General features: G+C 46.5%; 17 protein-coding genes. 12 read left to right on the top strand and 5 right to left on the bottom strand.

Annotated features, from left to right (window positions below; translation table 11 throughout):
• Positions 1 to 14: 14 nt before the first annotated feature.
• Complete coding sequence (locus NX722_RS20260) at positions 15 to 683, bottom strand: fumarylacetoacetate hydrolase family protein (protein WP_262564670.1); 669 nt, start codon at positions 681 to 683, stop codon at positions 15 to 17.
• A 123-nt stretch (positions 684 to 806) separates the two neighbouring features.
• Here NX722_RS20260 and NX722_RS20255 point away from each other — a divergent pair, with 123 nt between their 5' ends.
• The 3 genes from NX722_RS20255 to NX722_RS20245 all read left to right on the top strand — a co-directional run bounded on the left by NX722_RS20255 (position 807) and on the right by NX722_RS20245 (position 4,623).
• Positions 807 to 1,067: a DUF4404 family protein gene (locus NX722_RS20255; RefSeq protein ID WP_262564669.1), complete on the top strand. Its 261-nt coding sequence runs from the start codon at positions 807 to 809 to the stop codon at positions 1,065 to 1,067.
• Positions 1,068 to 1,343: 276 nt separating this feature from the next.
• Positions 1,344 to 2,573, top strand: a complete 1,230-nt coding sequence (serA, locus tag NX722_RS20250) for a phosphoglycerate dehydrogenase (RefSeq protein ID WP_262564668.1) — start codon at positions 1,344 to 1,346, stop codon at positions 2,571 to 2,573.
• A gap of 172 nt (positions 2,574 to 2,745) precedes the next feature.
• Positions 2,746 to 4,623: a pentapeptide repeat-containing protein gene (locus NX722_RS20245; RefSeq protein WP_262564667.1), complete on the top strand. Its 1,878-nt coding sequence runs from the start codon at positions 2,746 to 2,748 to the stop codon at positions 4,621 to 4,623.
• 57 nt (positions 4,624 to 4,680) lie between these two features.
• Here the strand turns inward: NX722_RS20245 and NX722_RS20240 are convergent, their stop codons facing one another.
• Entirely contained in the window at positions 4,681 to 5,838 is a 1,158-nt protein-coding gene (locus tag NX722_RS20240) for a hypothetical protein (protein ID WP_262564666.1), read from the bottom strand.
• 223 nt (positions 5,839 to 6,061) lie between these two features.
• Here NX722_RS20240 and sbcD point away from each other — a divergent pair, with 223 nt between their 5' ends.
• The 3 genes from sbcD to NX722_RS20225 all read left to right on the top strand — a co-directional run bounded on the left by sbcD (position 6,062) and on the right by NX722_RS20225 (position 13,098).
• On the top strand, positions 6,062 to 7,321 hold the full coding sequence (sbcD, locus tag NX722_RS20235) for an exonuclease subunit SbcD (protein WP_262564664.1): 1,260 nt from the start codon (positions 6,062 to 6,064) through the stop codon (positions 7,319 to 7,321).
• Positions 7,318 to 10,983, top strand: coding sequence for an AAA family ATPase (locus tag NX722_RS20230; RefSeq protein ID WP_262564663.1), 3,666 nt, complete (start codon positions 7,318 to 7,320; stop codon positions 10,981 to 10,983). Before sbcD ends, NX722_RS20230 begins: the two co-directional genes overlap by 4 nt.
• 390 nt (positions 10,984 to 11,373) lie before the next feature.
• On the top strand, positions 11,374 to 13,098 hold the full coding sequence (locus NX722_RS20225; RefSeq protein ID WP_262564662.1) for a hypothetical protein: 1,725 nt from the start codon (positions 11,374 to 11,376) through the stop codon (positions 13,096 to 13,098).
• 102 nt (positions 13,099 to 13,200) lie between these two features.
• Here NX722_RS20225 and NX722_RS28975 read toward each other — a convergent pair whose 3' ends face one another.
• Positions 13,201 to 13,821: a putative adhesin gene (locus NX722_RS28975; protein WP_407648016.1), complete on the bottom strand. Its 621-nt coding sequence runs from the start codon at positions 13,819 to 13,821 to the stop codon at positions 13,201 to 13,203.
• 478 nt (positions 13,822 to 14,299) lie between these two features.
• Here NX722_RS28975 and NX722_RS20220 point away from each other — a divergent pair, with 478 nt between their 5' ends.
• The 3 genes from NX722_RS20220 (at position 14,300) to NX722_RS20210 (ending at position 17,747) form a co-directional block, all read left to right on the top strand.
• Positions 14,300 to 15,667 (top strand): peptidoglycan DD-metalloendopeptidase family protein, encoded by a 1,368-nt coding sequence (locus NX722_RS20220; protein ID WP_262564661.1) that lies wholly within the window; start codon positions 14,300 to 14,302, stop codon positions 15,665 to 15,667.
• Positions 15,668 to 15,763: 96 nt separating this feature from the next.
• Positions 15,764 to 16,270, top strand: coding sequence for a MarR family winged helix-turn-helix transcriptional regulator (locus NX722_RS20215; protein ID WP_262564660.1), 507 nt, complete (start codon positions 15,764 to 15,766; stop codon positions 16,268 to 16,270).
• A gap of 109 nt (positions 16,271 to 16,379) precedes the next feature.
• Positions 16,380 to 17,747, top strand: coding sequence for an MATE family efflux transporter (locus NX722_RS20210; RefSeq protein ID WP_262564659.1), 1,368 nt, complete (start codon positions 16,380 to 16,382; stop codon positions 17,745 to 17,747).
• An 87-nt stretch (positions 17,748 to 17,834) separates the two neighbouring features.
• Here the strand turns inward: NX722_RS20210 and fur are convergent, their stop codons facing one another.
• Positions 17,835 to 18,245, bottom strand: a complete 411-nt coding sequence (gene fur, locus NX722_RS20205; protein ID WP_262564658.1) for a ferric iron uptake transcriptional regulator — start codon at positions 18,243 to 18,245, stop codon at positions 17,835 to 17,837.
• 511 nt (positions 18,246 to 18,756) lie between these two features.
• On the opposite strand from fur, the gene NX722_RS20200 reads away from it, so the two are divergent.
• The 3 genes from NX722_RS20200 (at position 18,757) to adhP (ending at position 21,807) form a co-directional block, all read left to right on the top strand.
• Positions 18,757 to 19,863, top strand: a complete 1,107-nt coding sequence (locus tag NX722_RS20200; protein ID WP_262564657.1) for an S-(hydroxymethyl)glutathione dehydrogenase/class III alcohol dehydrogenase — start codon at positions 18,757 to 18,759, stop codon at positions 19,861 to 19,863.
• Between the two features lie 13 nt (positions 19,864 to 19,876).
• Positions 19,877 to 20,710 carry an S-formylglutathione hydrolase gene (fghA, locus tag NX722_RS20195; RefSeq protein ID WP_262564656.1) on the top strand — a complete coding sequence of 278 codons (834 nt, stop codon included), beginning with the start codon at positions 19,877 to 19,879 and terminating at the stop codon, positions 20,708 to 20,710.
• An 80-nt stretch (positions 20,711 to 20,790) separates the two neighbouring features.
• Positions 20,791 to 21,807: an alcohol dehydrogenase AdhP gene (gene adhP, locus NX722_RS20190; RefSeq protein WP_262564655.1), complete on the top strand. Its 1,017-nt coding sequence runs from the start codon at positions 20,791 to 20,793 to the stop codon at positions 21,805 to 21,807.
• A gap of 48 nt (positions 21,808 to 21,855) precedes the next feature.
• On the opposite strand, the gene NX722_RS20185 is transcribed toward adhP, so the two are convergent.
• Positions 21,856 to 23,622: a hypothetical protein gene (locus tag NX722_RS20185; RefSeq protein WP_262564654.1), complete on the bottom strand. Its 1,767-nt coding sequence runs from the start codon at positions 23,620 to 23,622 to the stop codon at positions 21,856 to 21,858.
• Between the last annotated feature and the right edge of the window lie 23 nt (positions 23,623 to 23,645).

The following is a 23,645-nucleotide window of genomic DNA, read 5'->3' as shown; positions in this document are numbered from 1 at the left end:
CCCAGGGCAAATCTTTAGGACGCCCGACAAGAGGTTTCGACAGAAAAAACATCCTTTATTGCCAGTTCCAGACGATCACCTGCGTACAGCGGCGCCACTCCTTTAGGGGTACCGGAAAGCACTATATCCCCTGGTTCCAGAGTGAAGTGCCGGCTGATGTAACTCAACAGCCCCGGAATAGACGTCAGCATATTAGCGCTGGTGTCCTGCTGCCGGACTTCACCATTTATTTTCAGACTGAAGGCTATGTTTTCGAGATCAGGCAGGTGTTCTTTCGCGACAAACGATGAGACCGGACAGCTGCCATCAAAAGCCTTGGCTACCTCCCAGGGCAGCCCCCGGCTTTTCATTTTTGCCTGCAGGTCTCTGAGGGTCAGGTCCAGAGCCAGCCCTAACGCCTTAATAGCATCTGTCGCTTCATGCTCACTGGCATTGCAGAGAGGTTTATCAATCAGCAGGGCAATCTCTGTTTCAAAATGCACGTCGCCCCGGTTCCGGGGAATTTTAAACGGCAGCTCCAGGTGTACGACAGAGCTTGTTGGTTTAATAAACAACACCGGGTCATCCGGCAGCGGATTGTTTAGTTCTTCAGCGTGTTCGGCATAGTTTCTGCCAACACAGACAATTTTACCCGTTGGAAGGTCAATACGGTCGCCACTAAGCCAGCGGTGCCTGTACTTCATCTAGGCTTCCTTTTTATCTTATCATTGTAATGTGGCCGATACGTTCCCGGCAGCCCGGAGCCCAACAAGATAACCATTGGCCCTGAATTATTCCATCAGGCTTCCAAGCCGAAGGAGAGAACCATGTCAGAAGAACTCCATCTCAATATCCAGGATCTGCACGACTTGCTGCAAGGTCAGCCTGTTGATGATTGCACGGCTGGTTCACTGAAACAGATCACCGACGAAATCCAGATTGCACTGGCACAGGCAGAAGGTGACATTCCACTGCAGGAGTACAACGAACAGCTGGAACAGGAGGCTATACGCTTCAGCGAAGCACATCCTGCGCTATCCCAGGCCATCAGGCAGGTGATGACCACCCTGTCCAGTATCGGCATTTAAGTCCTGCGAGGTATGTTAACCTTTCCTGACCACAGGTTTAAGCCTTCATAAGTAGTAGTTTCATAAGTAGCAAAACCACAAAGCGACAGCTGATCATTGAAATCATGAGCAAAAACGGCAGCTTCCAGCTGTCGCTGTGGTATCATTTTCTGCTCGGACAACCATAACTACATTCTTATCAGGCAGCTGGTACGGATCCCAGCTATTATGCCCTGAACCGGATGCACGGTCCCATTAACGCCAAAGCCCATAGAAAAAAACAACTGAGCGAATACTATGCCATCCACATCTCTGGACAAGAGCAAGATCAAATTCCTTCTGCTTGAAGGTGTACACCCTTCAGCCGTAGAAGTACTGGAAGCTGCCGGTTACAACAATATTGACTACGTCACCAAGTCCTTACCCACGGAAGAACTGAAAGCACGCCTGTCAGACGCTCACTTTCTTGGCATTCGCTCCCGAACCCAGCTGACGGAAGACATTTTCGAATCAGCCCACAAACTGATCGCAGTGGGCTGTTTCTGTATTGGCACCAACCAGGTTGACCTCAATGCCGCTACAGTCCGGGGGATTCCGGTCTTCAACGCGCCTTATTCCAACACCCGTTCTGTGGCAGAACTGGTGCTGGCAGAAGCTATTCTGCTACTGCGCGGTATTCCCGAAAAAAATGCCCTGGCCCACAGTGGCGGATGGCAGAAAAGCGCTGTCAACTCTTACGAAAGCCGAGGCAAAAAGCTGGGTATTGTCGGCTATGGCAACATTGGCAGCCAGCTGAGCATTCTTGCTGAATCTCTGGGCATGGACGTCTATTTCTACGACACCGTCACCAAGCTGCCCATGGGTAACGCCAAACCCGTGTCAGACCTTAACCAGCTGCTGGCAATGTCTGACGTGGTCAGCCTGCATGTACCGGAAACCGCCGCAACTAAATGGATGATGGGTAAAGAGCAGCTTGAAGCCATGAAAGACGGCAGTGTATTAATCAATGCTTCCAGAGGTACAGTGGTTGACATCGAAGCTCTGGCTTCAGCCCTTGAAGCCGGCAAACTGCTGGGAGCCGCCATTGACGTATTCCCTGAAGAACCCCGCTCTAATAACGATGAGTTCATAAGCCAGTTGCGCGGTATGAACAACGTTCTCCTGACTCCGCACATTGGTGGCAGCACACAGGAAGCCCAGGAAAACATTGGTGCCGAAGTCGTCGACAAGTTCATCAAGTACAGCGATACCGGTACAACCCTATCGTCTGTTAACTTCCCGGAAGTGGCACTGCCAACCCATACCGGAAAGCACCGTTTGCTGCACATCCACAAAAACATTCCAGGCGTTCTGGGCTCTATTAACCAGGTCTTTTCCGACAACAATATCAATATCAGCGGCCAGTACCTGCAGACTAACGAGCAGGTCGGTTACGTGGTGATTGATGTGGATGCAGAGCGCAGTGAAATTGCGCAGGAAAAACTGCGGGAAATTGAAGGTACCATTCGCTGCCGGGTGCTTTATTAACCACCTTCACCCACCTTAGCTACCTCTTCCTTATTCCCATTGACAGAGTCAGGAAGAGGTAATTTTCAAGACATATTAATATTTTACTCTACACTGGATACCGCCTTTTTCAGGAAATTGCTTTCCCACTTAAAATTCAAAAGAGCCAATAACCTCTATGTACGGAGTCGTCATGCGCATTGCGTTTACTATGCTTCTCTTTGTTTTATTAATTCAGGGCGAGGGGGCTCTTGCTGGCCCTGGTAATTCCAAAACACCTGATAAGGACTCCATCAGATATTTACGAAGTTTGAACGCGGCGCTCTGGGATGAACTCAACCTGAATGCGTTACAAAGAGAGGGCGGTGAAGACACCAGGCTGGATCCGGAAAATGACTTTCCAAAAACTCTTAAGAAAATCAATAAGAGAAATATAAGGGCTATTTTACCTGAGTTCACTCAAGCTTCGGCGTTTTGGGATTATTTACAAAAAGATACTCAACTCCTTGCTGTTGCCCCCCTTGGATTAATCATCCATGAGATTATCAGTCAAAAGACATACGACCCTTATTTTATAGACGACAGGCTAGAGAACTTTAATGAAATTAATAAAAGTCAACTGATTAATGCTCTGGCCACTTGCCATTGCTATACATATGCTGAAGAAAACAACACTATCACTTCTAGCAGTAAAATGGTGACTATTCCCACACTCTGGTTACACTATGCGGAAATAGTTAGCGTGCTGTTATCAGGGCATATAACGACTAAAGAAGTAGCTTTTTTAAGGCAACCCGAAAACTATGATGAACAAAGACAACTCTCACCAGCAGGCTTCCATAGTATAACGTTTGATGGTTTCCCATTTGCTGATTCATTGATTAAAGGAATGTCATTTGAAGATTGTGATTTTAAAAACACCGATTTCAGAGGCACTAAACTGTATTGCTGTCGTTTCATTGAATGCCATTTTAAGAATATCACTATTAATAAAGAAACCCGAATCGAAACATCCGACATATTGGACTGTATCGAAGCAGAACGAGACAGCCTGATTAAATTAGTTGGCAAACCGCAAGAGCAAGAAGACTCAGTTTTACAATTACTAACCCTGCTGTTTTTGTTACAAAAACCCGGTGCGTTATCTGAAAGATATGAATACGCAGATGACCTTGTATCAGCAGATTATATTCAGAAATTTATTGACAACTACCAGGAACTGGCTGAAAAATACCCACGATGGATTTCTGTTGCTACGCAGGTACTGTATGCTGCAGCAAGATATAAGAACGAAAGAATGGAGGGTCTGGTAACTGTAAGTGAATTAATGCAGGAATATTCTGGTGAGAATTTAAACCGATTAAGACATCTGGAAACTACCGATGACGATTACTGGTCAAACGTTCTAAATTCAATTGACTGGCACGATTCAGAGTTAACAGAAAATTCGTTGCTGTATCGATCCAATTTAAGACATTTTTTGGCTTCAAATAATATTGAAGCCAGGGATGTCCCTCATGATAACTTCTGCTTATACCATGTACTATACGACAATGAACTCGGATCGAGCATTGAGGATATTCGTACCAGAATTCAGGACTTTATGAACACTTATCTAATGTCCCGAAATGAGGTGACCGCATCAGGAGGTAGAGGCTTGCTCAGGCAAAGTGATGTTGACGAATACAGGGAGAGATTTATCAACATGGATCATTTATTGGATCCTGATTCCAATTCACCGATTACTTATCAAATGGCTGAGCAGTTCTTAGATAGTGTTAACAACTTTGGTGAATGGCTTGATATTTCCTCCCTTCCTCTGTTGGCCATTATTTTTGAACGCCCCCTGCTCCAGATAGTTCCCGGTGGATCCACCGTTGATGTTGGCTATATTCATTCAAACGGGCAAGCAGAAAGTGACTGGAGAGAAGCTATACGGCAGTCCAGTCAACCTCCCGTTGTGATCATCCATAATGGAGCAAACCATTGGTTCACGGCGACTTTCCTGTTAGCACTTACTCATTTAACAAATGATAAAGGCTGTGCAGAGCAACAAATGTCAGGGTTTTAACTCCCGGTTGCATCTTTGCTGCTTCAGATCACTGTGCGGGCAGTAACCAATAAGCCCCTACTCCGACTGGCTCAGAATCTGCGAAACCAGAAAGGCCGCCATGATGACAGCCGTTTGAATACCTGACTGCAGGTTACCTCCTGAATGTCCTGATGGCTTCACACTGATATATTCAGGCGTGTCCACAGAAGTTCCGTCTGTCATAACAGTATGAGCCTCTGCTGTCTGGGTGCTGGCGAAGTTTGCGCAGCCATTGCCGTGACAATCCGTTCTGAGGGCGAAACGCATAAAAACATTTTTCTTGCCTTCTTTACGCATAGTCAGACCAATATAAGTCAAAGTACATTCTGTACTGTTTGTAAAGTTGAACCTGAAGGCTATGCCGTTATCAGAGTAATAAGGCGCTACGGTGTAAATGCTGTTTAAACGCTCGTGTCTTCTGTATTTTTTTGTTTTCGCATCCATGCTAATACCAAAGATATAATTCTGACTTCGTTCCTTATAGGGGTTTACCTCGTAAAAAACAAAGCCGGTTACTGTGTCTCTAGCCAGTTCAGGGTGCTCATAATATTCAAAAGCGAACCGTAAATCTGTTGGAGTTTTGGTGTTTTTGACGCAATAAAGCCCTTGATTGAAAGTATTTTCTTCAGAAGGTCGCTCTTTAGAAGAACGCTCTTTAGAAGAACATAGTCTGAGCGATTTTATTTTCAATGGCCAGCGGCTACGCTCAGGCGTTATTTCAGTCAACGGACCCTGTAAATCCTCCGTACAGGCATCCCTCATTTTTATAACAGCTGTCGTATGATTTAAGCGTGAATCACCACTTTCTATTATTAATTGATACTCGCCCTCTTTAGATTGATCCATCTCTGAAATAATCACACTCATGTTGTATTCAGATTTATTGACACTGATATAACTGTCAAATGGTGAGACAACCTGAAATGTCTGGTTAAAAGCACGCCCTATGAAATGATCCCTTAGTTTATACAGCTCTACGGTTTGAGGCTGTTTTTCAGGACTATACGCCTGGGTTCTGAAACGATAAAAAATCGTAACATCATCTCCTTCCTCCCGGTAAGGAATCTCGCTCTCCGCCTCGACGGAAATTATTTCACGATGGGCGGCTTGCCCATTAGAAATAATCAAAACCGAAATCCAAAAGACGAAGAGGGCTCTTCTTTGAAAGTTAAGACAACTGTAGCCAAGTGACATGACGATAAAGCTCTTTCTTTTATGGTTAGGGTAATTTTTTACTGATAATCAAAACCTGTCTTCCCTGCTATCATTTCATCCTTACTCTTACTGGCTGTCTGTTAACAGCGAGTGGTAAGACTAGACCAGAGAAAACTGTTCTGTCGGTAAAAAATCTGCTGTACTCTCTGTGCAGTTCTCTTTACAACAACGGCTCCACAACAGAAAGTACCCACAATCGATTATGCGCATTCTTCACACATCCGACTGGCACCTGGGACAGCATTTCATGGGCAAAAGCAGGGAAGCGGAACACAGAGCTTTTCTGCAATGGCTAAAAGTAACAGTCAATGAACACCGCATTGACGCCCTGATTATTGCCGGTGATGTGTTTGATACCGGAACGCCACCCAGCTATGCGCGAACCCTGTACAACCAGTTTATTGTGAGCCTGCAGCAAACCTGCTGCCGACAGCTGGTGATTGTGGGCGGGAACCATGATTCTGTATCAACCCTCAATGAATCCCGCGAATTGCTGGCTTTTCTGAACACCACGGTTGTCGGTGGCGTATCCGAAACCCCTGACGACGAGGTGGTACTGTTAAAAAATGCCAGCGATGAGCCCGCTGTTGCCCTGTGTGCAGTGCCTTATATTCGTCCCCGCGATGTTCTGGAAAGCCGTTCAGGAGACAGTGAATCGGACAAGCAGCTGGCTCTGCAGAACGCTATTGCCAGCCATTACCAGACTGTATTCAGCAAAGCCGCTGAACATAACCTGCCCGTTGTCGCCACCGGACACCTGACCACTGTTAATGGCCAACTGTCCGAGTCTGTCCGGGAAATTTATATCGGTACACTACACGCCTTTCCTGCCAGTGGTTTTCCACCCGCAGATTACATTGCACTAGGGCATCTGCATAAGCCCCAGACAGTCTCCGGACAGGAGCATGTTCGTTATTCCGGATCACCGATTCCACTCAGCTTTGATGAAACCGCCACTGCCAAACAGGTCGTCATGGTGTCGTTTAGCGACAGTCCAAAACCAGAAATCACGGAAATACCGGTTCCGGTCTTTCGCCCACTGTTAAGCATCAAAGGTTCACTCGAAGCGATCGAACAACAGATCAAACAGGTCAGCACAGACTCTGACCTCGTCCCCTGGCTGGAAATAGAAGTGGCGTCCGATGACTACCTGAGTGATGTCCAGAGCCCGGTTCAGGACATGGTGGCCGACCTTCCCCTGGAAGTACTCCGGATCAGAAGGCAACGTAACACCCGGTCAGCCAGTCTGGTGCGGGAAGCCCGTGAAACCCTGGAAGAGCTGGACGTTTCCGATGTCTTCAAAAAACGACTTGAAGACGAGCCTCTGGAAGACGACAGAGTTCAGTCATTGACCCGTGCTTTTAATGAAGTGCTGGACGCTATACACCATCATCTGAGCGATGATTTAAACGATGATACAAACGACGGCAAACCAGTATCTGAAGAGGAAGTCGCGCAATGAAAATTCTGAGTCTGCGTCTTAAAAATCTTAACTCCCTGAAAGGGGAGTGGAAAATCGACTTCACTTCAACAGACTTTGCCGATAATGGTCTGTTTGCCATTACAGGTCCAACCGGCGCTGGAAAAACCACGCTGCTGGATGCTATCTGCCTGGCGCTTTATCACCAGACACCCCGTTTAAGTACCATCTCCCAGAGCAGCAATGAGCTGATGACTCGCCACACTGCCGAGTCGCTGGCGGAAGTGGAGTTTGAAGTCAAAGGTGAAGGTTACCGGGCGTTCTGGTCCCAGAAGCGTGCCAGGGGAAAGGTTGAAGGCAGACTGCAAAACCCGCAGGTTGAGCTGGCAAAGCTCGATGGCACCATTATCACGCACAAAATCAATGAGAAGCTCAAGCGGGTCAGCGACATTACCGGGCTGGATTTTGCTCGTTTTACCAAGTCGATGATGCTGGCTCAGGGTGGTTTTGCCGCGTTTTTGGAAGCCACTGCCAACGATCGTGCCGAACTGCTTGAAGAGCTGACGGGAACAGAAATCTACGGTGATATTTCCCGTCGTGTATTCGAACGGATGCGCCAGGAGCAGGAAACACTGAAGCTGCTGCAGGCAAAATCCGAAGGGGTTCAACTGCTGGATGACGAAGTGATTGGGCAGCTCGAACAGGAACAAACCACCCTGTCAGAAAAAGCCAGTCAAACGGAAGCCCTGCAAAAAACGCTTAATGGACAGTTTGAATGGCTGCAACAGGTCAGTAAGCTGACAACCGACGTTGAAGAGGCAGGACAGCTCAAACAACAAGCGATTGACGATAAAGCGGCACAGGCCGAACAGCTTGAACGCCTTACCCATGCACTGCCTGCCCTGGACATCAAACCCGCTTTCGACCAGTTTCAGTCCACCAGAGAAGCGGTTAATCATTCAGAAACTAAGTGCCAGCAGCTTCAGGCAGAGTTACAACAGGCCTCCGACAAGCTGACATCGGCACAATCCGAAACCACAGCAGCACAGGAAAACCTTACAACAGTTAAACAGCAAAAAACTGAAACAGAAACCCTGATCAACGAGCAGGTGGTTCCCCTCGACCAGCAGATTCAGCAGAAAAAAGAAGAACTGACCACGGCCAGCCAGCAGGCGACCAGACTTGAAAAAGAACTTTCAGAACACCTGCAAACGGTTAACTCGCTGCAACAACAGCGTCAGTCGTCTATAGAACAGCAGGCAGCCACCAGACAGTATCTGAATGGCAATGCCCATCACCGTCTTCTGGCTGAACAGCTGCCTCTCTGGCGCGCTCAGTTTGAGCGTCGTGAGTCGCTTAATCGACAGAAGCAACAGACACAAACCGATCTGAAAAAGCAGCAGAAAGAATTAACAACGCTGCATCTGGCAATGCAGCAGAGTGATCAAAAGGTTCAGCAGAGCCTGCACGACAGTGAACAGGCACAGGTATCGTTGCAACAGGCAGAGAACCAGAAAGCCGCACTTCTGCAAGGCACCGATGAGCAGCAACTGCTGAAACAGGAAGAACGCTTTGATGCTATCGCCCCCCTGTATCTGGAAATAAAAAACACTGAACAACAGTACCGTGACACCACTCAGACCTTACAGGCTGAACAGGCTGCTTTTCTCCAGAGCCAACAGGCTCTTGAACCTCTCAGCCATGAATTACAGCTAAACCGCGAACAGTACAAACAGGAAAAACAGCATCTGGATGATCTGGAAACCCTGCTGTTTCAGGAACAGAAAATTGTCAGCCTGACAGAACACCGAAATCGTTTAAAGAAAGACGAGCCCTGCCCGTTGTGCGGCTCACGGGAACATCCTTCCATCGACGTGTATAGTCATATCGACAGTGACGCAACCCGGCAAAGGGTTGAAGAAAAGCGCCAGCTTCTCAGCCAGATGGAACGGCTAGGTACTGAGAAAAAAGCACGTCAGGTCGAACTGCAAACGCTTTGCCAGACGGCAGAGAAGCGTATTGCTGAACTCAGTCAGCAGCAAGCCTCCTGTCTGACTGGATGGGAAACACTCTGTGCATCGATTGGGGAAAAACTCACTATTCAACAGCCGGACACTATTGCCAGCTGGCTGCAAACAGCCAGGGAAGAGGGCATCAGCCTTAAAGCAAAAACACGGCAGCTAAAACAGATTAGTGACAACCTCGTTCAGTTACAGCAGAAACAGACAGAGCAGAAGCAGAACACCACCAGCCTTCAACATCAAATGGAACTGCAAAGTCAGCAGTATGAACAGCGTCAGAAAGAGCAGGACGCACAACATCGGGAAGCAGAGAAACTGCAAAACGAGCTGAACCATCTGGAACAGCAGATTACCCGGTCACTGAATGAACCTTTGCCAGACCTGAGTCAGCAGAAGCAGTGGCTGAGTCATCAGGAGAGCCTGAAGACCACCTGGCAAGCTATGGAGCAACAGGCAGAAACCCTGCAACAGTCTCTGCAGGCACAGGAAAACGACCTTGCCCTGAATACGCAGCAAAAAAACCTCAGTCAACAGCAGCTGGATGAGCAGCAGAAAAACCTGACACATCTCACTGAACAACTGGAAGAAGCCAGGACACAGCGCTTTATGTTACTGGGTGATCTGGATGTTGCAGAAGAACGCCAGCGTCTGGAAGCGTCAGTGGCGGAGGCTGATCAGTCATTAAAACAGACTGAAGCCCGCTCCCGGGCGGCTCAGAAAACGGTCAGTGAACAGTCTGGTTTTTTACAGCAGCAGGAACAGACATTACAGCGGCTGGGTGACGAACTGGAAAAGGTGACCCGTCACTGGGAAACACAACTGAAAGGCAGCCCTTTTGCAGATACACAGGCTTTTGAACAGGCGATCCTGCCAGCTGAACAGCGGGAAACCCTGCAAAACCTTAAGCAAAATCTGGAAGAGGCTATTACCCGTACGACAGAGCGGGAGCTGTTGATAAAAGACGAGCTGGCCAGACTTCAGGCCACCCCTTTAACAGAAGAAACAGCCGACGCATTGCAGGAGAAAATTCACAGTGTGGACAATGAACAGCGGTTGGTTAACCAGCGTCAGGGAGAGATCCGGCAGGCACTGAATGATGACCAAAACAAACGTCAGAAGCAGTCTGAATTGTTCGACCAGATTTCAGCACAGAAAAAACAGTTTGAACTCTGGGATCACCTCAATACGTTAATTGGCTCTGCCAAAGGCGACAAGTTCCGTAAGTTTGCCCAGGGGCTGACACTGGATCACCTGATCTACCTTGCCAACCAGCAGCTTCAGCGCCTGCATGGTCGCTATCAGCTGAACCGGAAAAAATCGGAAGAACTCAGTCTGGAAATTCTTGATGAGTGGCAGGCTGGGGTTCAGAGAGATATCAAAACCCTTTCCGGGGGTGAGAGCTTTCTGGTCAGTCTGGCGCTGGCGCTGGCGTTATCGGATCTGGTCAGCCATAAGACCAGCATCGATTCCCTGTTCCTTGATGAAGGTTTCGGAACTCTGGATCAGGAAACCCTGGAAATCGCCCTGAATGCCCTGGACAGCCTGAATGCCAGCGGCAAAATGGTCGGAGTCATCTCTCATGTTGAGTCCCTGAAAGAGCGTATTCCCATGCAGATTCATGTCAGTAAGGAAGTGGGGCTGGGGTACAGCACACTGGATAAGGCATTCGCGGTCAGCCACTGAAAAACTGTTTACTCCCATCAAGATTGATTGCAAGAATTTAACATGATGACTGAATTGACACCCACCAATACACCGATTGTTGGGTGTCAATTCAGCCTAAAGAGCTAATTCGATGTTGATAAACTAATTTAACATAGTCTACTTTTTATAATGTTATTTATCTGCATAATGACAAATAACAAAAGTAAAGTGTCTTTTATTTCAGGCACTTCAGGGGTCAAATTTGTAGCTATTCAAAATTTGATGTCAAGGTTAATAATAAAATGCAGGGAATATCAAAAAGCAGCTTAACGAAAATATTTATTTTCATGCTGTATTAAAATCATGAAAAGCTATAGATAACACAATTAGCTATAAACTGGTGTATAGAGTATTACCGAGGTTTTAATAATGTTTGATTTTAAGATAGGAAAGAAAATAAAGCCGTCGAAAAATTTTAACAATCATAAACGACCTAAAAAAAACAACAACTGTTTTCACCCTCTTGTTCGCGAACAAAGTATATATAATAAATTTCACAAAAAAGGAGGCTTCTTTAGTAGCGCTCTTTTGTCTTTTCTCTTAATACCTGGTTCTGTAACAGCTAACTTAGATGGTGATTTTAACATTAATGGGACAGATATTCCGATTATCATTAATGGGTCAGACATTTCAATTGGAGGTCTGGATAATAGTACGGGAATTTTAAATATTCACGAACGTTACGGAGCTAATGATACGACCATCATTCATTACGAAGAAAAACTGACATGTAAAATGTTGAATAATGAGAGTTCACGGAAACTGTGTAAAGAATTTACTGCACCCGGATATGGATACAGTATTCAATATCTTGGAAAAGACAAACCTATCAGAGAGTACAGTAGCAATACTGTTTATATCGTTCCTCCCGGGAAGTTCCAGTTTGAAGATGTTATCAAAATTACAAATGCAAAAAATGTTGCCATTATAGGGGAGGCTGAGGCTGGTCTTCATGGAGAATACCCAACGCTTAAGGGGAGTAAGAAAAATGACACGATGCTTAAATGGGAGGACTGTGAGCGCTGTCTGCTGGCCAATATTAATATTGATCCAACGACTGAGAACGCCCACTCATTACCTGTTTATGTCTCTGGACGCAAAACAGAGATGGAGTTAAGGAATATCAGTGCTAACCACTCTCGCACAGGCTTGCTTGTAGTCTCAAGTGCTAACTCAATTATTCTGGAAAATGTTGGAACCAGTTTTGAGCAAGAAAACAGACACAAAACACCGTCTATTTTAAGCAGTAGTGCAATTTCTTTGCGCAATTGTTCCAAAATCAAAGCAAAGGATGTCTGGGTACACGATGTTTTTTTAGACTCGAGCATGCCATACCGTAACGTTATCGATATTATTAACCCTGAGGATATCAATTTTGACGGTATCTATATCGGATTAACAAAAAACTCGATATCAACTCAGGATATGGCCTACATAGGCTTGGCTTTTAATAATATGGAAAAGTATTCACGGGCTGGTGGCAGTGTTGTTAACGCGTTAATGAAAGGACTACACCTTGGGGTCTACACAGGAGGGGAAACACTAAAGCCTGTTACGGTTCCTGAAAACTGGCCTGTTAACCGGCATATCCTGAACCTGTCAGAAAGGACAATCTCACCCTCTGACATTACAAAAGTAACCGGGCAGGTCACTATTGAAACCAATGATGACATCCAGTTGATTGCTAATAAACCGGGAGTGCAGAAAGTAAGTGGTGAGGATTTATTTTATAATCTGAAAGTCATCTTTTCGGGGCTGAGAAGCCCAATCACTAATGTCTCTACGACCAACTCTTCCTTCATCCCCAATTCGACTTCCAATCCAGGGTTTCAGAAGCAAAAAGGAGGTGATAATTCTGGTATGAGTTCTGGAGAAATAGTGGGAGCAGTAGCAGGCCCTGTGATAGGCTTAGTTGTAGTCGCTCTCACTGGAACTGCTGTGTATAAAAACAGGGCAGCAATAAGAGCTTTCTTTGCAGCCAGTTTGGGCGCAACCATGTCCGTAAGTTATAAGGCAGCTCCGGATAGGGAATCCATTGTGAGAGGACAATCCGATGATGGGGTATATCAGTCACCAACCGAAGTTTTTCCTTAAATTTAAACTATCTCTTTCTGAAATTCACCTCCCTGCGAAATAGCAGGGAGGTGAATTGGGTGTGAACTCAATTCGTAATACCAGAACCAATCAGAACGGAGATTATTTTGACAAGCCGGGGACACCCCGAAAGCCCGGGTGACGCTTAAAGCCAGGTTCATAGACGAAATCCTTTTCGCCTTCCCTGCAACGACAAAAGACACAGTGAACTCTTTGATAAACATGCCCCGACGACTTCAAAGTACGGAGTAAGCTAGAAAGCTCTACTTTAGAACCTGGTTCTATAGTGACAATATCGAAATTAAGGAACGGATGGTGAGGATCTGGCTCAAAAAAGGTGGCTGACCACTTCAAAATGTTCTTTATTCGCTCATCATCATTCATCGGCCCCCCCTCTTTACTAACAGAGGCGTTTCTCAGGAAGTAATTAACCACTTTCTGTCCCGGCAGGCAAACTTCAAAATAAGGGTATCGGCACGTTACAACCATGCTCAACCAACACACTAGCGTGCTTCCATGGGGGCCGTAGAAAAACAGAGTCGACTCGGCAGGCACATCAAATAACATTGATGCGGGTACATCAAAAGCGTTTGTCGATCTCAAACAACTATCGTCAGCAGCCCTTCCCTGTACATATTGCTCAGGGGTGTAGTGACCGAAAGCCTCAATCGCAAGATTCTGGATATTCAGACCAGGCCTGTCATAGGTGTACAGTCTTATCATTCCGCCCAATGGTAATGAGGTGCCCTGTATACCTCTCTGTGAAAATATACGCCGAAATATTCGAAACATAATTCAGTACCGTCAGTTCAAACCAGAAGTTAATCCTTAACAGCGCCGTTTTCCAAAACATTATTTGCTACCCTGCCTGAAAACAGGCAAGGGGGTTATACCGAACCTTGCCTGTCAACGGCTGCAACTTCCAGTCAGTAATAAAAGCCTGTTGTCAAAATTCAAAAGTTATATTATAACATTTTCTTTAAATTCATTGTCGAAGCCTTATCAGTAATTAAGTGCTACCGGCTTTGTGATAACGACCATTTCAGGCACGTAAAATTACCCACAAAATGGTAAACTACCGTGCCAATAACTGACAAAGACGGCAGTTATACAAAAACAATACGAGTAAACACCGCTTGGCGACCAACCTCTGTATTTAGTTTTATTGGATATTTCCCCCCAGGCTTAAGAGCAACGACGAATGGCATCGATAAAGTATTTCTGTCTAAAGCACCGAAAACCTATCGTATTAACGGCTTTACTGGCTTCCACAACAGCAATACTCTGGCCATCAGGTGATTCGAATCCTTACAGTGAAGTTGAGTTACCATTAACAACACAAGCTGCTATTGAAGAGTCTGTAGCCGAACCTGTGGAAGTAGTTCAGGATAAGCAGATAGAGCAGATAGAGCAGATAGAGCAGATAGAGCAAATAGAGCAAATAGAGCAAATAGAGCAAATAGAGCAAATAGACTACACCATTGAAGCCAACGACACCCTTGGGTCAATTTTCGCCAAACTGCAACTCCCTCAAGCGACAATGTACAAACTCCTTGATGCAGATGTTGATTTCGTACAGCTCGATAATCTTAAGCCAGGCCAGCAACTGCTCTTTGTAAGAGAAGGTGAAAACCAACTGGTTACCCGCATGCAGGTAGTTATCGACAGTATTCATACGCTGGAATTTAATCGGGATGGTGATGAATACACCGGCAAAATGCTTTCCCACGTCACCAATCTTGTTGAAAGAAAGGTAGATGGTGTTATTAACAACAGCCTGTATCAAAGTGCTTCCAGGGCAGGGTTGAGCCCGGCAGAAATCGAGACAATATCCCGCTTGTTTGAAGATAAAATCAATTTTGCCAGAGATTTACGCGCAGGTGACACTTTCCAGATGCTGTTTGATGACATCTATGTCGGAGACACTCACACTGGTCGATCAACTCTGAAGGCTGTCGTCTTTGTGAATCGGGGTAAACAGCTTGCCGCCTTCCTGAACGACGATGGTCAATATTATGATGAATCAGGACAAAGCCTGAACCGTGCCTTCCTGAGCAGACCTATCCCTAACAAGTTCCGTATCAGCTCCAAATTTAATCCACGACGCCATCACCCTATCACCAAAAGAATTTCTCCGCATAACGGTACTGACTTTGCCACCCCAATAGGCACAAGGGCCAGGGCCATCAGTGATGGCGTTGTCACCCGTATTGGCAACCACCATGCGGCAGGCATTCACATGACCATCCAGCATAACGAAACTTACAGCACCCGCTATTTGCATTTGAGCAAAGTTCTGGTTAAAAAAGGGCAAAAGGTTGGCATCGGTGATGTTGTCGCTTTAACGGGTAACACGGGACGCAGCACCGGACCACACCTGCACTTTGAGCTGCACGTCAACAACAAGCCTGTTAATTTCATGACCTACTCCCTGCCAAAAGGAAAACAGCTTGATCCCTCGCAGATGGTCGCTTTCCAAAAACTGGTCAACCAGTACCTTGCCAAGCTCGACTCAGACGACGACAGTCAATTGGCTGCTAAATCAGAGGGCACACCGGACCGGGCCTGACTCCGAAAAGCGCTGACAGCAATAACGGTCAGCGCTACTTTGTACGCAGTATCCAAGTCTTGAAAATTAGTTAGCCTTTCTAATAAAATACCGCCTATGAAAGTTGAACAATCCTTAATGATCATAGAGCGCTATATCAGTCGCTGCTGGCGTGAACAACCCGGCCCTGGAGTCAATAGTCTGAGCTATACGGAATACGACTATCTGAAAACTCTGGAAGAGTCCGACATGATGCGCCTGTCTGAACTGGCTGAGCTCATGCATGTCAGCAAGCCGACGGCCAGCAATATGGTCGCAAGGCTGGAAAGAAAAAAGCTGGTTAAACGACAGCCATGCCCTGAAGACGGGCGGGCAGTCCATGTCACCTTAAGTCAACAAGGGCAAAAACTGGTAGACAGTGATCGTATTTTTTACGAAGAGTTGATTTCAAACCTTTTGCAAAACCTGTCAGCAAAAGACCAGAAGCAGCTAAAACAACTGCTAGGCAAGGTGGCAGCCAAAACTGCCCAGAGCTCTAAAACTGCCCAGAGCTCTAAAACTGCCCAGAGTTCTAAAACTGCCCAGAGCTCTAAAACTGCCCAGAGCCAGATCAGTGACGAGTAAATATTAATAAAAGCCTGGCGATGATATTGCAGGTGAATTTTTTACCTTTTAGTTAGCACTTCTAACCAATATTGAGAACACAATGTCCACTACAAAGGAACAAAAACGAATGCCAAGTGTTAACCGACAGTTCTGGAACTATGTTCTGCCAACTGTTGGAGCCATGCTGGTCAGTGGCCTGTATCAGGTCATTGATGGCATTTTTATCGGTCGTTATATCGGTGCAGAAGGTCTGGCGGGAATTAATCTGGCCTGGCCGATCATAGGTACACTGTATGGACTGGGGATGATGGTCGGAGTTGGCTCCGGCGCTATCAGCTCAATGGCCAGAGGCGAAAAAAAGCTGCACCGGGCCAGGCGCGCACTGGGAAATGGCCTGACATTGCTGGTGCTTCTGGGTCTGATGGGGTCCCTCCTGTTGCTCCTGACCGAACACTGGTTGCTGGCGTTACAGGATGCCAGTGGTCTCGCTTTTGAGCATGCCAGTAATTACCTCAGAATTGTGGTTTACGCTTCACCATTTGTAATGGGCAGTATGGCATTGCCGTTTATGGTACGAAATGACAATGCGCCTACCATCGCCACCTGGCTGATTGTGGTAGGCGCTGTTGCCAACGTTATTCTTAACGCTGTCTTTATTGTCTATCTGCAAATGGGTCTGGCAGGTGCCGCACTGGGTACTACCGTTTCCCAGCTGGTGGTGGTGATTCTGGGGCTGACCTATTTCTTTTCTGCCAAAGCGAACACTCGCCTGTCCCTGAAGGATCTGACTCTTGAATTCAAGCTGTCACTGAACACCTGCTCCATCGGGCTGTCCAGTCTGCTGATGTACTCTTATTTCAGCTTTATCACAGCGATTCATAACTATCTGTTTATGAAATACAGTGACGCTGTCAATGTCGGTGCATTTGCGGTGGTCGGCTACATTGCCACACTTTACTACATGTTTGCAGAAGGTGTTGCAGCGGGTACACAACCCCTGATCAGTTACAATTATGGTGCTGAACGTTTTGCCCGGATGAAGCAGTTTGTAAGCCGAATGCTCTGGGTAGCTGTTGGTTCCGGCGTATTGGCAGTCATTGTCGTTAACCTGTTTGCGGACCCGATTATCCTGTTGTTTAACAGTGATGATCCAGCCTTCTTCAATGCTGCCAAGCTGGGGCTGCGGTTACATCTGGCCGCGATGTTTCTGGATGGTTTGATTTTCAGTGCAGGCGTCTTTTTCCAGTCTCTGGGACTGGGTCGCAAGGCCACTTTCGTTACCATGGCAAACATGCTGATACAGCTACCATTTCTGCTGGTGCTGCCAATGTATCTGGATATCAAAGGTATCTGGCTGGCCGTGCCGCTATCGAATATTGCCCTGTCGCTGGTTGTCCTTCTGATGATGCGAGCTGAATGGAAAAAGATTGGACTGGCAAAAAACGGTCAAACCACTAACCTGCATTCTGGCAAGCAAAAGCATCATACTGCCTGAGCTGAATAGTTTAACTTTAAGCCCGGATTAATTCCGGGCTTTTTATTCTTTATGCGACTACTGATATTTTTATGCCAGACAGATTTTTTAAGCGCTTTTTTCTGCTGACTTAACACGCAATATAAGACTATGACCTAGTAACTCATAGCCTTTTTCTCTGGCGATCTCTTTTTGTCTTGCTTCAATGACCGGATCAATAAACTCAATAATTTCGCCACTGTCAGCGCAGATCATATGGTCGTGATGTGAGGAAGACTTCAGCTCAAACCGGGCGACAGCACCATCAAAATGGTGGCGGGTTAATAACCCCACTTCTTCAAACTGATTCAGAATGCGGTAAATAGTAGCCAGACCAATATCCGTCTTTGTTTCCAGCAACAGTTTATACACATCTTCTGCACTGACATGGGTTCCAACCAATGACTCCATTGCTTCCAGTACTTTTAGTCGGGGAAGTGTGACCTTGAGTCCTGCTTTTTTTAACGTCTGACTACTCACTGCATACCAGCCTTTTAACAATAAATTAACAATAAATCTGTAAATTCCCCCAAGTATCGGGAGGGAAATCGTTTTAATAGCAGTGATTTTTTAATTTGGGCTGTTAACTGTCAAGTAAGTAGATTGTCCGGCGAATCCCCTGAAAATGTTGTTATAAAAGGCATTTCATTTGTGAGTTAAAGCCGGAAGCTGCGTCATCTCAAGCTTAACAATAATTATTCTCAAATGAGAAAGGTAGGTAATTATCGAAAGAGGTGTTTCTCTATACCAGAAATAGCTGCAAAATATGCTGACACATACGTGAGTCTGCCCACTGAAAAATCCTGCAGTTATTGCGATAAATGACGTTCTCTCAATAAAAAAAATGAATGCTTCAACCTGCAGCCAGCCGTCCGGGATTTAAACGACGGAAGATGCACACTATCCAGAACTGCTTTCATTAGTAATAAACAGCGTATCATATAAAACACCATCTATACTTGGACGGGTTTCTACTAAGGAGCGATCCAAGATGAAAACTCGTGCAGCTGTCGCCTTTGCCGCAGGCAAGCCACTAGAAATTCATGATGTTGATTTACAGGATCCACAAGATGGAGAAGTTCTGGTAGAGCTGAAAGCAACAGGCGTATGCCATACTGATTCATTCACATTATCAGGCGATGATCCGGAAGGGGAATTTCCGGTCATTCTTGGTCATGAAGGTGCGGGCATTGTGGTCGATGTCGGCAAGGGTGTCACCTCACTGAAAAAAGGTGACCATGTTATTCCACTTTACACACCAGAATGTCGGACATGTGATTTCTGCCTGAACCCTAAAACCAACCTTTGTCAGTCAATTCGCGCGACTCAGGGGCGAGGCCTTATGCCTGACGGCACCAGTCGTTTTTCTCTTGATGGAAAACCACTCTTGCACTACATGGGTTGTTCAACGTTTTCTAACTTTACCGTTCTGCCTGAAATAGCACTGGCAAAAATTGACCCGGAAGCGCCTTTTGACAAGGTCTGCTATATCGGTTGCGGTGTCACCACCGGGCTGGGGGCTGTAGTATTTGATGCCAAGGTTGAGCCGGGCAGTACCGTTGCAGTGTTTGGTCTGGGCGGCATTGGGCTGAATGTGATTCAGGGAGCCCGGATGGTCGGCGCTGACAAAATCATTGGTATTGACCTGAACCCTGACAAGGTTCCTATGGCCAAAGACTTTGGCATGACTGACTTCCTGAACCCGAAAGACGTTGACGATATTGTCGATGCTATCGTCGACCTCACCGGTGGGGGTGTGGATTACAGCTTTGAATGTATTGGTAATGTTCATGTCATGCGTCAGGCACTTGAGTGCTGCCATAAGGGCTGGGGAGAGTCTTACGTCATTGGGGTAGCCGGATCAGGTCAGGAAATTTCAACACGTCCATTCCAGCTGGTCACTGGCCGCAGCTGGAAAGGCAGTGCCTTTGGTGGAGCCCGTGGGCGCACCGATGTTCCTAAAATTGTTGACTGGTATATGCAGAACAAGATCGACATTGATCCACTGATTACCCACACCATGCCGCTGGACAGAATAAACGATGCATTCCACCTGATGCATGAGGGTAAAAGTATCCGCACCGTGATTCTTTACTAACAGGGATCAGACAATGGAACAGTTATCTGTCACGAGAGTCTTCGAAGGCGATCTGCATCGATATCAACATTCATCGTCGTCTACTTCGACAGACATGGTGTTTGCCATTTACCTCCCACCACAGGCTAAAAATCATCCGGTTCCTGTCATTTACTGGCTTTCGGGATTAACCTGTACTGATGAAAATTTCACCCAGAAAGCCGGTGCATTCAAAATGGCAGCCCAACTGGGGCTGGCGATAGTCTGCCCGGATACCAGCCCCCGGGGGCTGGATCTGCCTGGCGAACACGACAGCTACGACTTTGGCTCCGGAGCAGGCTTTTATGTTGATGCTACTCAGTCTCCCTGGTCTGATCATTACCGGATGTACAGTTATGTCGTCGAAGAGTTGCCAGCGCTGATTGAAGGCTCTTTTGCAGTCTCTGGAAAGAAAGCCATCAGTGGGCATTCAATGGGTGGACATGGGGCGCTGGTGATCTTCCTGCGAAACCCCGGAGCCTATACTTCAGTATCAGCGTTCTCCCCTATTGTTCATCCCACGGTCGTTCCCTGGGGACAAAAAGCCTTTCAGAACTATCTGGGCGACGATAAAAGCCAGTGGGACAACTACGATGCAACCCTGTTGGTGCAGCAGTCTAAGGTCAGTGACCCAATTCTTATCGACCAGGGCAGCAGTGACTCATTCCTTGAAGAGCAGCTGCAGCCTGATCATTTCAAAGCAGCCTGTGCTAAAGCTAATGTCCCCTTAACGCTGAATCTGAGGGCTGGCTATGACCACAGTTACTATTTCATATCCAGCTTTATCGATAACCATCTTGAATTTCACGCACGCAAACTCACAGGTTGATGCCTGTCTGTTTTTTTCACGATTGCTGTTGATCAGTTTTCAAACCACGGCTGGTCAACTGGACACAGAGGAAACTCGTCATGAAAGCCGCCGTTGCGCATAACTTCAAAGAACCGTTAAAAATTGAAGATGTACCTGTACCCGAAGTCGGTCCTAATAATATTCTGGTTAATATCAAGGCATGTGGAGTCTGCCATACAGACCTTCATGCCTGCCAGGGTGACTGGCCGGTAAAACCTACCATGCCGCTGATTCCCGGGCATGAAGGCGTAGGCGTTGTCACGGAAGTGGGCAGTCAGGTGACTCACCTGAAAAAAGGCAGTCGTGTGGGTATTCCGTTTCTCTATTCAGCCTGCGGATACTGTGACTACTGCCTGGAAGGCAAAGAAACCCTTTGCCCGGATGTCGTCTACGGTGGATATATGGTGAATGGAGGTTATGCCGAATACTGTCTTGCCGATGCCCGCTATGTCGTTGAAATTCCGGACGGTCTGTCGTTTATTGATGCCGCACCGCTGTTTTGTGCAGGGGTCACCTCTTATAAAGCACTGAAGGTCAGCAACACCAAGCCCGGAGACTGGGTGTCCATTGTTGGTGCCGGAGGTCTGGGGCATCTGGCCATTCAATATGCCAAGGCCATGGGCCTGAATGTGATCGCAGTGGATACCGGAGCCGACGTAGAGAAGCTTTGTATGGATCTGGGTGCCGATCATTTTATTGATTTTATGAAAGAAAAGCCGGAAGAAAAGATTCAGAGTCTGCTCAATACCGGTGTTCATGCTGCTATCTGTACTGCAGTGTCTAAAGCAGGTTTTGACAGTGCCTACGCCTCAACCCGCAGAGGAGGGACAATGGTGCTGGTTGGCCTGCCACCTGATGAGCTGCCAATTCCCATTTTTGATACCGTTCTGAACGGCGTCACTATTGTTGGCTCCATAGTTGGAACCCGAAGGGATCTGGCTGAGTGCCTTGATTTTGGAGCCCAGGGAAAAGTTAAAACCAATATCGAGGTCAGAAGCCTTGACGAAATTAACCAGATTTTTGATCAAATGGAGAAAAACGAGATTACTGGTCGTATTGTAATGGATATGGCTTAGAGAGGTTTGCTTTACGGTCATTCCCACTCTCGTGGGAATGACCGGTTCTCAATAAATGGCGAATGCTTTTATCGTTTCTATCAATCTCTCCCAGTCATTCATCTCATCTCGCTTAAGACTGGGTCTTGTCAACTCCATTGCCTTTACAAGGTCTCCGAATGTGCCCAGTCTGGATTTTAAATCGTTCAACATTTGATCTGCCCTCATTAGCGGATTATGTATAGTTGATCGGATAATTTCTATTTCATAATTCTTAAACTTGTCAGTATGACGTGTGACTTCCTCCCAGTGAGGGCTTATAACCCTAGCCCACCGCATAAATTCTCTGGTGCCTTTAATTTTTTCAGACAAGGTTATTTGCGATCCGGGGAACTCTTCTGACAAAGCTTCCGCCCGGGCTATATCCTGAACGGGCTGTCTTCCTCTCTGCTCGTAAACTCTCTGGGATTCCTCATAATTAGGGAGTGTATCCCGGCAGTTCTGACACAGGTTAGTTCCAACCAGCGGCTGGTTGGGACAACCTGACGCGCCATGGCACCTGTTTACCGTGGGTTCACCGCCATTATTGCCATCACCAGAGTTTCCTGCACCACTCCTCCAGCAGTAGGAACGGGTTCCGCTTTCACTGTTTCCACTGGCATTATTATTTGAAGGCCTGGATACAACATAACTTTGGTTAACGCCACCGGTGGCCGCTGGCCCCCTGTTTGGGCACTCAACTGATCCGGGTATATAGGCGGGAAATAACGTCAGGCTTAATGGTTCCACCCCGGTCATCTGGTCATTATGGAGTGACTTAAGGTCAGTGCTTAACGGTTCATGGCTGTGGACAAATTCTGAATCAAAATGTTCTGTCAGGAAGCCAGTACAATAATTATGATAAGTCTCCCACGGATTATCGGGATTCATGCTGAAAGCACGTATTAATTCAGGTTGCAAATGATGTCCCCGCGACACCATGGCGTGCCAGAGTGAAGAGGGGATGTTTATTTCCGTAGATTGCCAGCTGTTTGTCCAGACGATTAAGCGGAAATGTTCGGTTATGACTTCTAGACTGCTTTTGTTCGGTAAAGCAAACCATTCAGACTTCAATTTAAGAATAAATTCATAGAAAGGCTTGACGAGCAAACTATCCCCGGGTCTTTTGGGAAAATCGTTTTTGCCGTCATAGCCGGGGCTGCTGCCCGATGCGTATAGCTCAGACGGTTTGTTGGGAGGAGCGATAACCTTGGCCAATAAAGTTCCATTCGATAATGTTATCGAAAGGTTTTTTGCCTCTTTAATGGTCACGGTAACAGAGTTTGTGCCTGCGCTGAGCGAGGAGCAACCAGGGTCAAATCTCCAGTGAAAGTTATCATAAGTCGCCTGTATGTCGTTCATGTCAGGCGTCATAGTAAAGGACACTAAACGCTGGTTTTTTTTTGTTTTCACCGGCCTTGGTTCTGCCGGTGCAGCACCTGTTTGATCGTTATAAAACCTCAGGTTCAGTGGCAATTGATGGGTACTGTTATTTTGTAGTGATTTAAAACATCCCGTGAAATAAGCTTCAGCATTGGGTAGAGCATTACCATCGAACCGGGTTGATACTGTTAATTCGCCGGGAATGGAAAGAAACTCATCAGGGCTATCGCTGGCTTTATGCCGATGCAGCGTTTTAAGCGCACCTTTATTGTTTGAATCAAACACTGTTGTCTCTATCCCGGGAAGAATGGATATTCTGGTTAAGGCATAACTCTTTTCCAGAAAGACAATGGCAGTGAGAAAGAACAGGCAGTTTATCGTGTGAATAAAAAAGGGAGGTTTAGCTGATTTCAATGTTATACACCTTATTATTACAG

The sequence above is a fragment of the Endozoicomonas gorgoniicola genome (assembly GCF_025562715.2).
Lineage (GTDB): Bacteria > Pseudomonadota > Gammaproteobacteria > Pseudomonadales > Endozoicomonadaceae > Endozoicomonas_A > Endozoicomonas_A gorgoniicola.
This window is presented reverse-complemented; position numbering and strand designations above follow the sequence as displayed.

Bases quoted from the DNA above. Each gene is read 5' to 3' on its own strand.
- sbcD (WP_262564664.1), top strand. From the start codon at position 6,062: ATGCGCATTCTTCACACATCCGACTGGCACCTGGGACAGCATTTCATG.
- fghA (WP_262564656.1), top strand. From the start codon at position 19,877: ATGGAACAGTTATCTGTCACGAGAGTCTTCGAAGGCGATCTGCATCGA.
- NX722_RS28975 (WP_407648016.1), bottom strand. From the start codon at position 13,821: ATGATAAGACTGTACACCTATGACAGGCCTGGTCTGAATATCCAGAAT.
- NX722_RS20200 (WP_262564657.1), top strand. From the start codon at position 18,757: ATGAAAACTCGTGCAGCTGTCGCCTTTGCCGCAGGCAAGCCACTAGAA.
- NX722_RS20260 (WP_262564670.1), bottom strand. From the start codon at position 683: ATGAAGTACAGGCACCGCTGGCTTAGTGGCGACCGTATTGACCTTCCA.
- NX722_RS20230 (WP_262564663.1), top strand. From the start codon at position 7,318: ATGAAAATTCTGAGTCTGCGTCTTAAAAATCTTAACTCCCTGAAAGGG.
- serA (WP_262564668.1), top strand. From the start codon at position 1,344: ATGCCATCCACATCTCTGGACAAGAGCAAGATCAAATTCCTTCTGCTT.
- NX722_RS20220 (WP_262564661.1), top strand. From the start codon at position 14,300: ATGGCATCGATAAAGTATTTCTGTCTAAAGCACCGAAAACCTATCGTA.
- NX722_RS20225 (WP_262564662.1), top strand. From the start codon at position 11,374: ATGTTTGATTTTAAGATAGGAAAGAAAATAAAGCCGTCGAAAAATTTT.
- NX722_RS20240 (WP_262564666.1), bottom strand. From the start codon at position 5,838: ATGTCACTTGGCTACAGTTGTCTTAACTTTCAAAGAAGAGCCCTCTTC.
- NX722_RS20245 (WP_262564667.1), top strand. From the start codon at position 2,746: ATGCGCATTGCGTTTACTATGCTTCTCTTTGTTTTATTAATTCAGGGC.
- NX722_RS20255 (WP_262564669.1), top strand. From the start codon at position 807: ATGTCAGAAGAACTCCATCTCAATATCCAGGATCTGCACGACTTGCTG.
- adhP (WP_262564655.1), top strand. From the start codon at position 20,791: ATGAAAGCCGCCGTTGCGCATAACTTCAAAGAACCGTTAAAAATTGAA.
- NX722_RS20215 (WP_262564660.1), top strand. From the start codon at position 15,764: ATGAAAGTTGAACAATCCTTAATGATCATAGAGCGCTATATCAGTCGC.
- NX722_RS20210 (WP_262564659.1), top strand. From the start codon at position 16,380: ATGCCAAGTGTTAACCGACAGTTCTGGAACTATGTTCTGCCAACTGTT.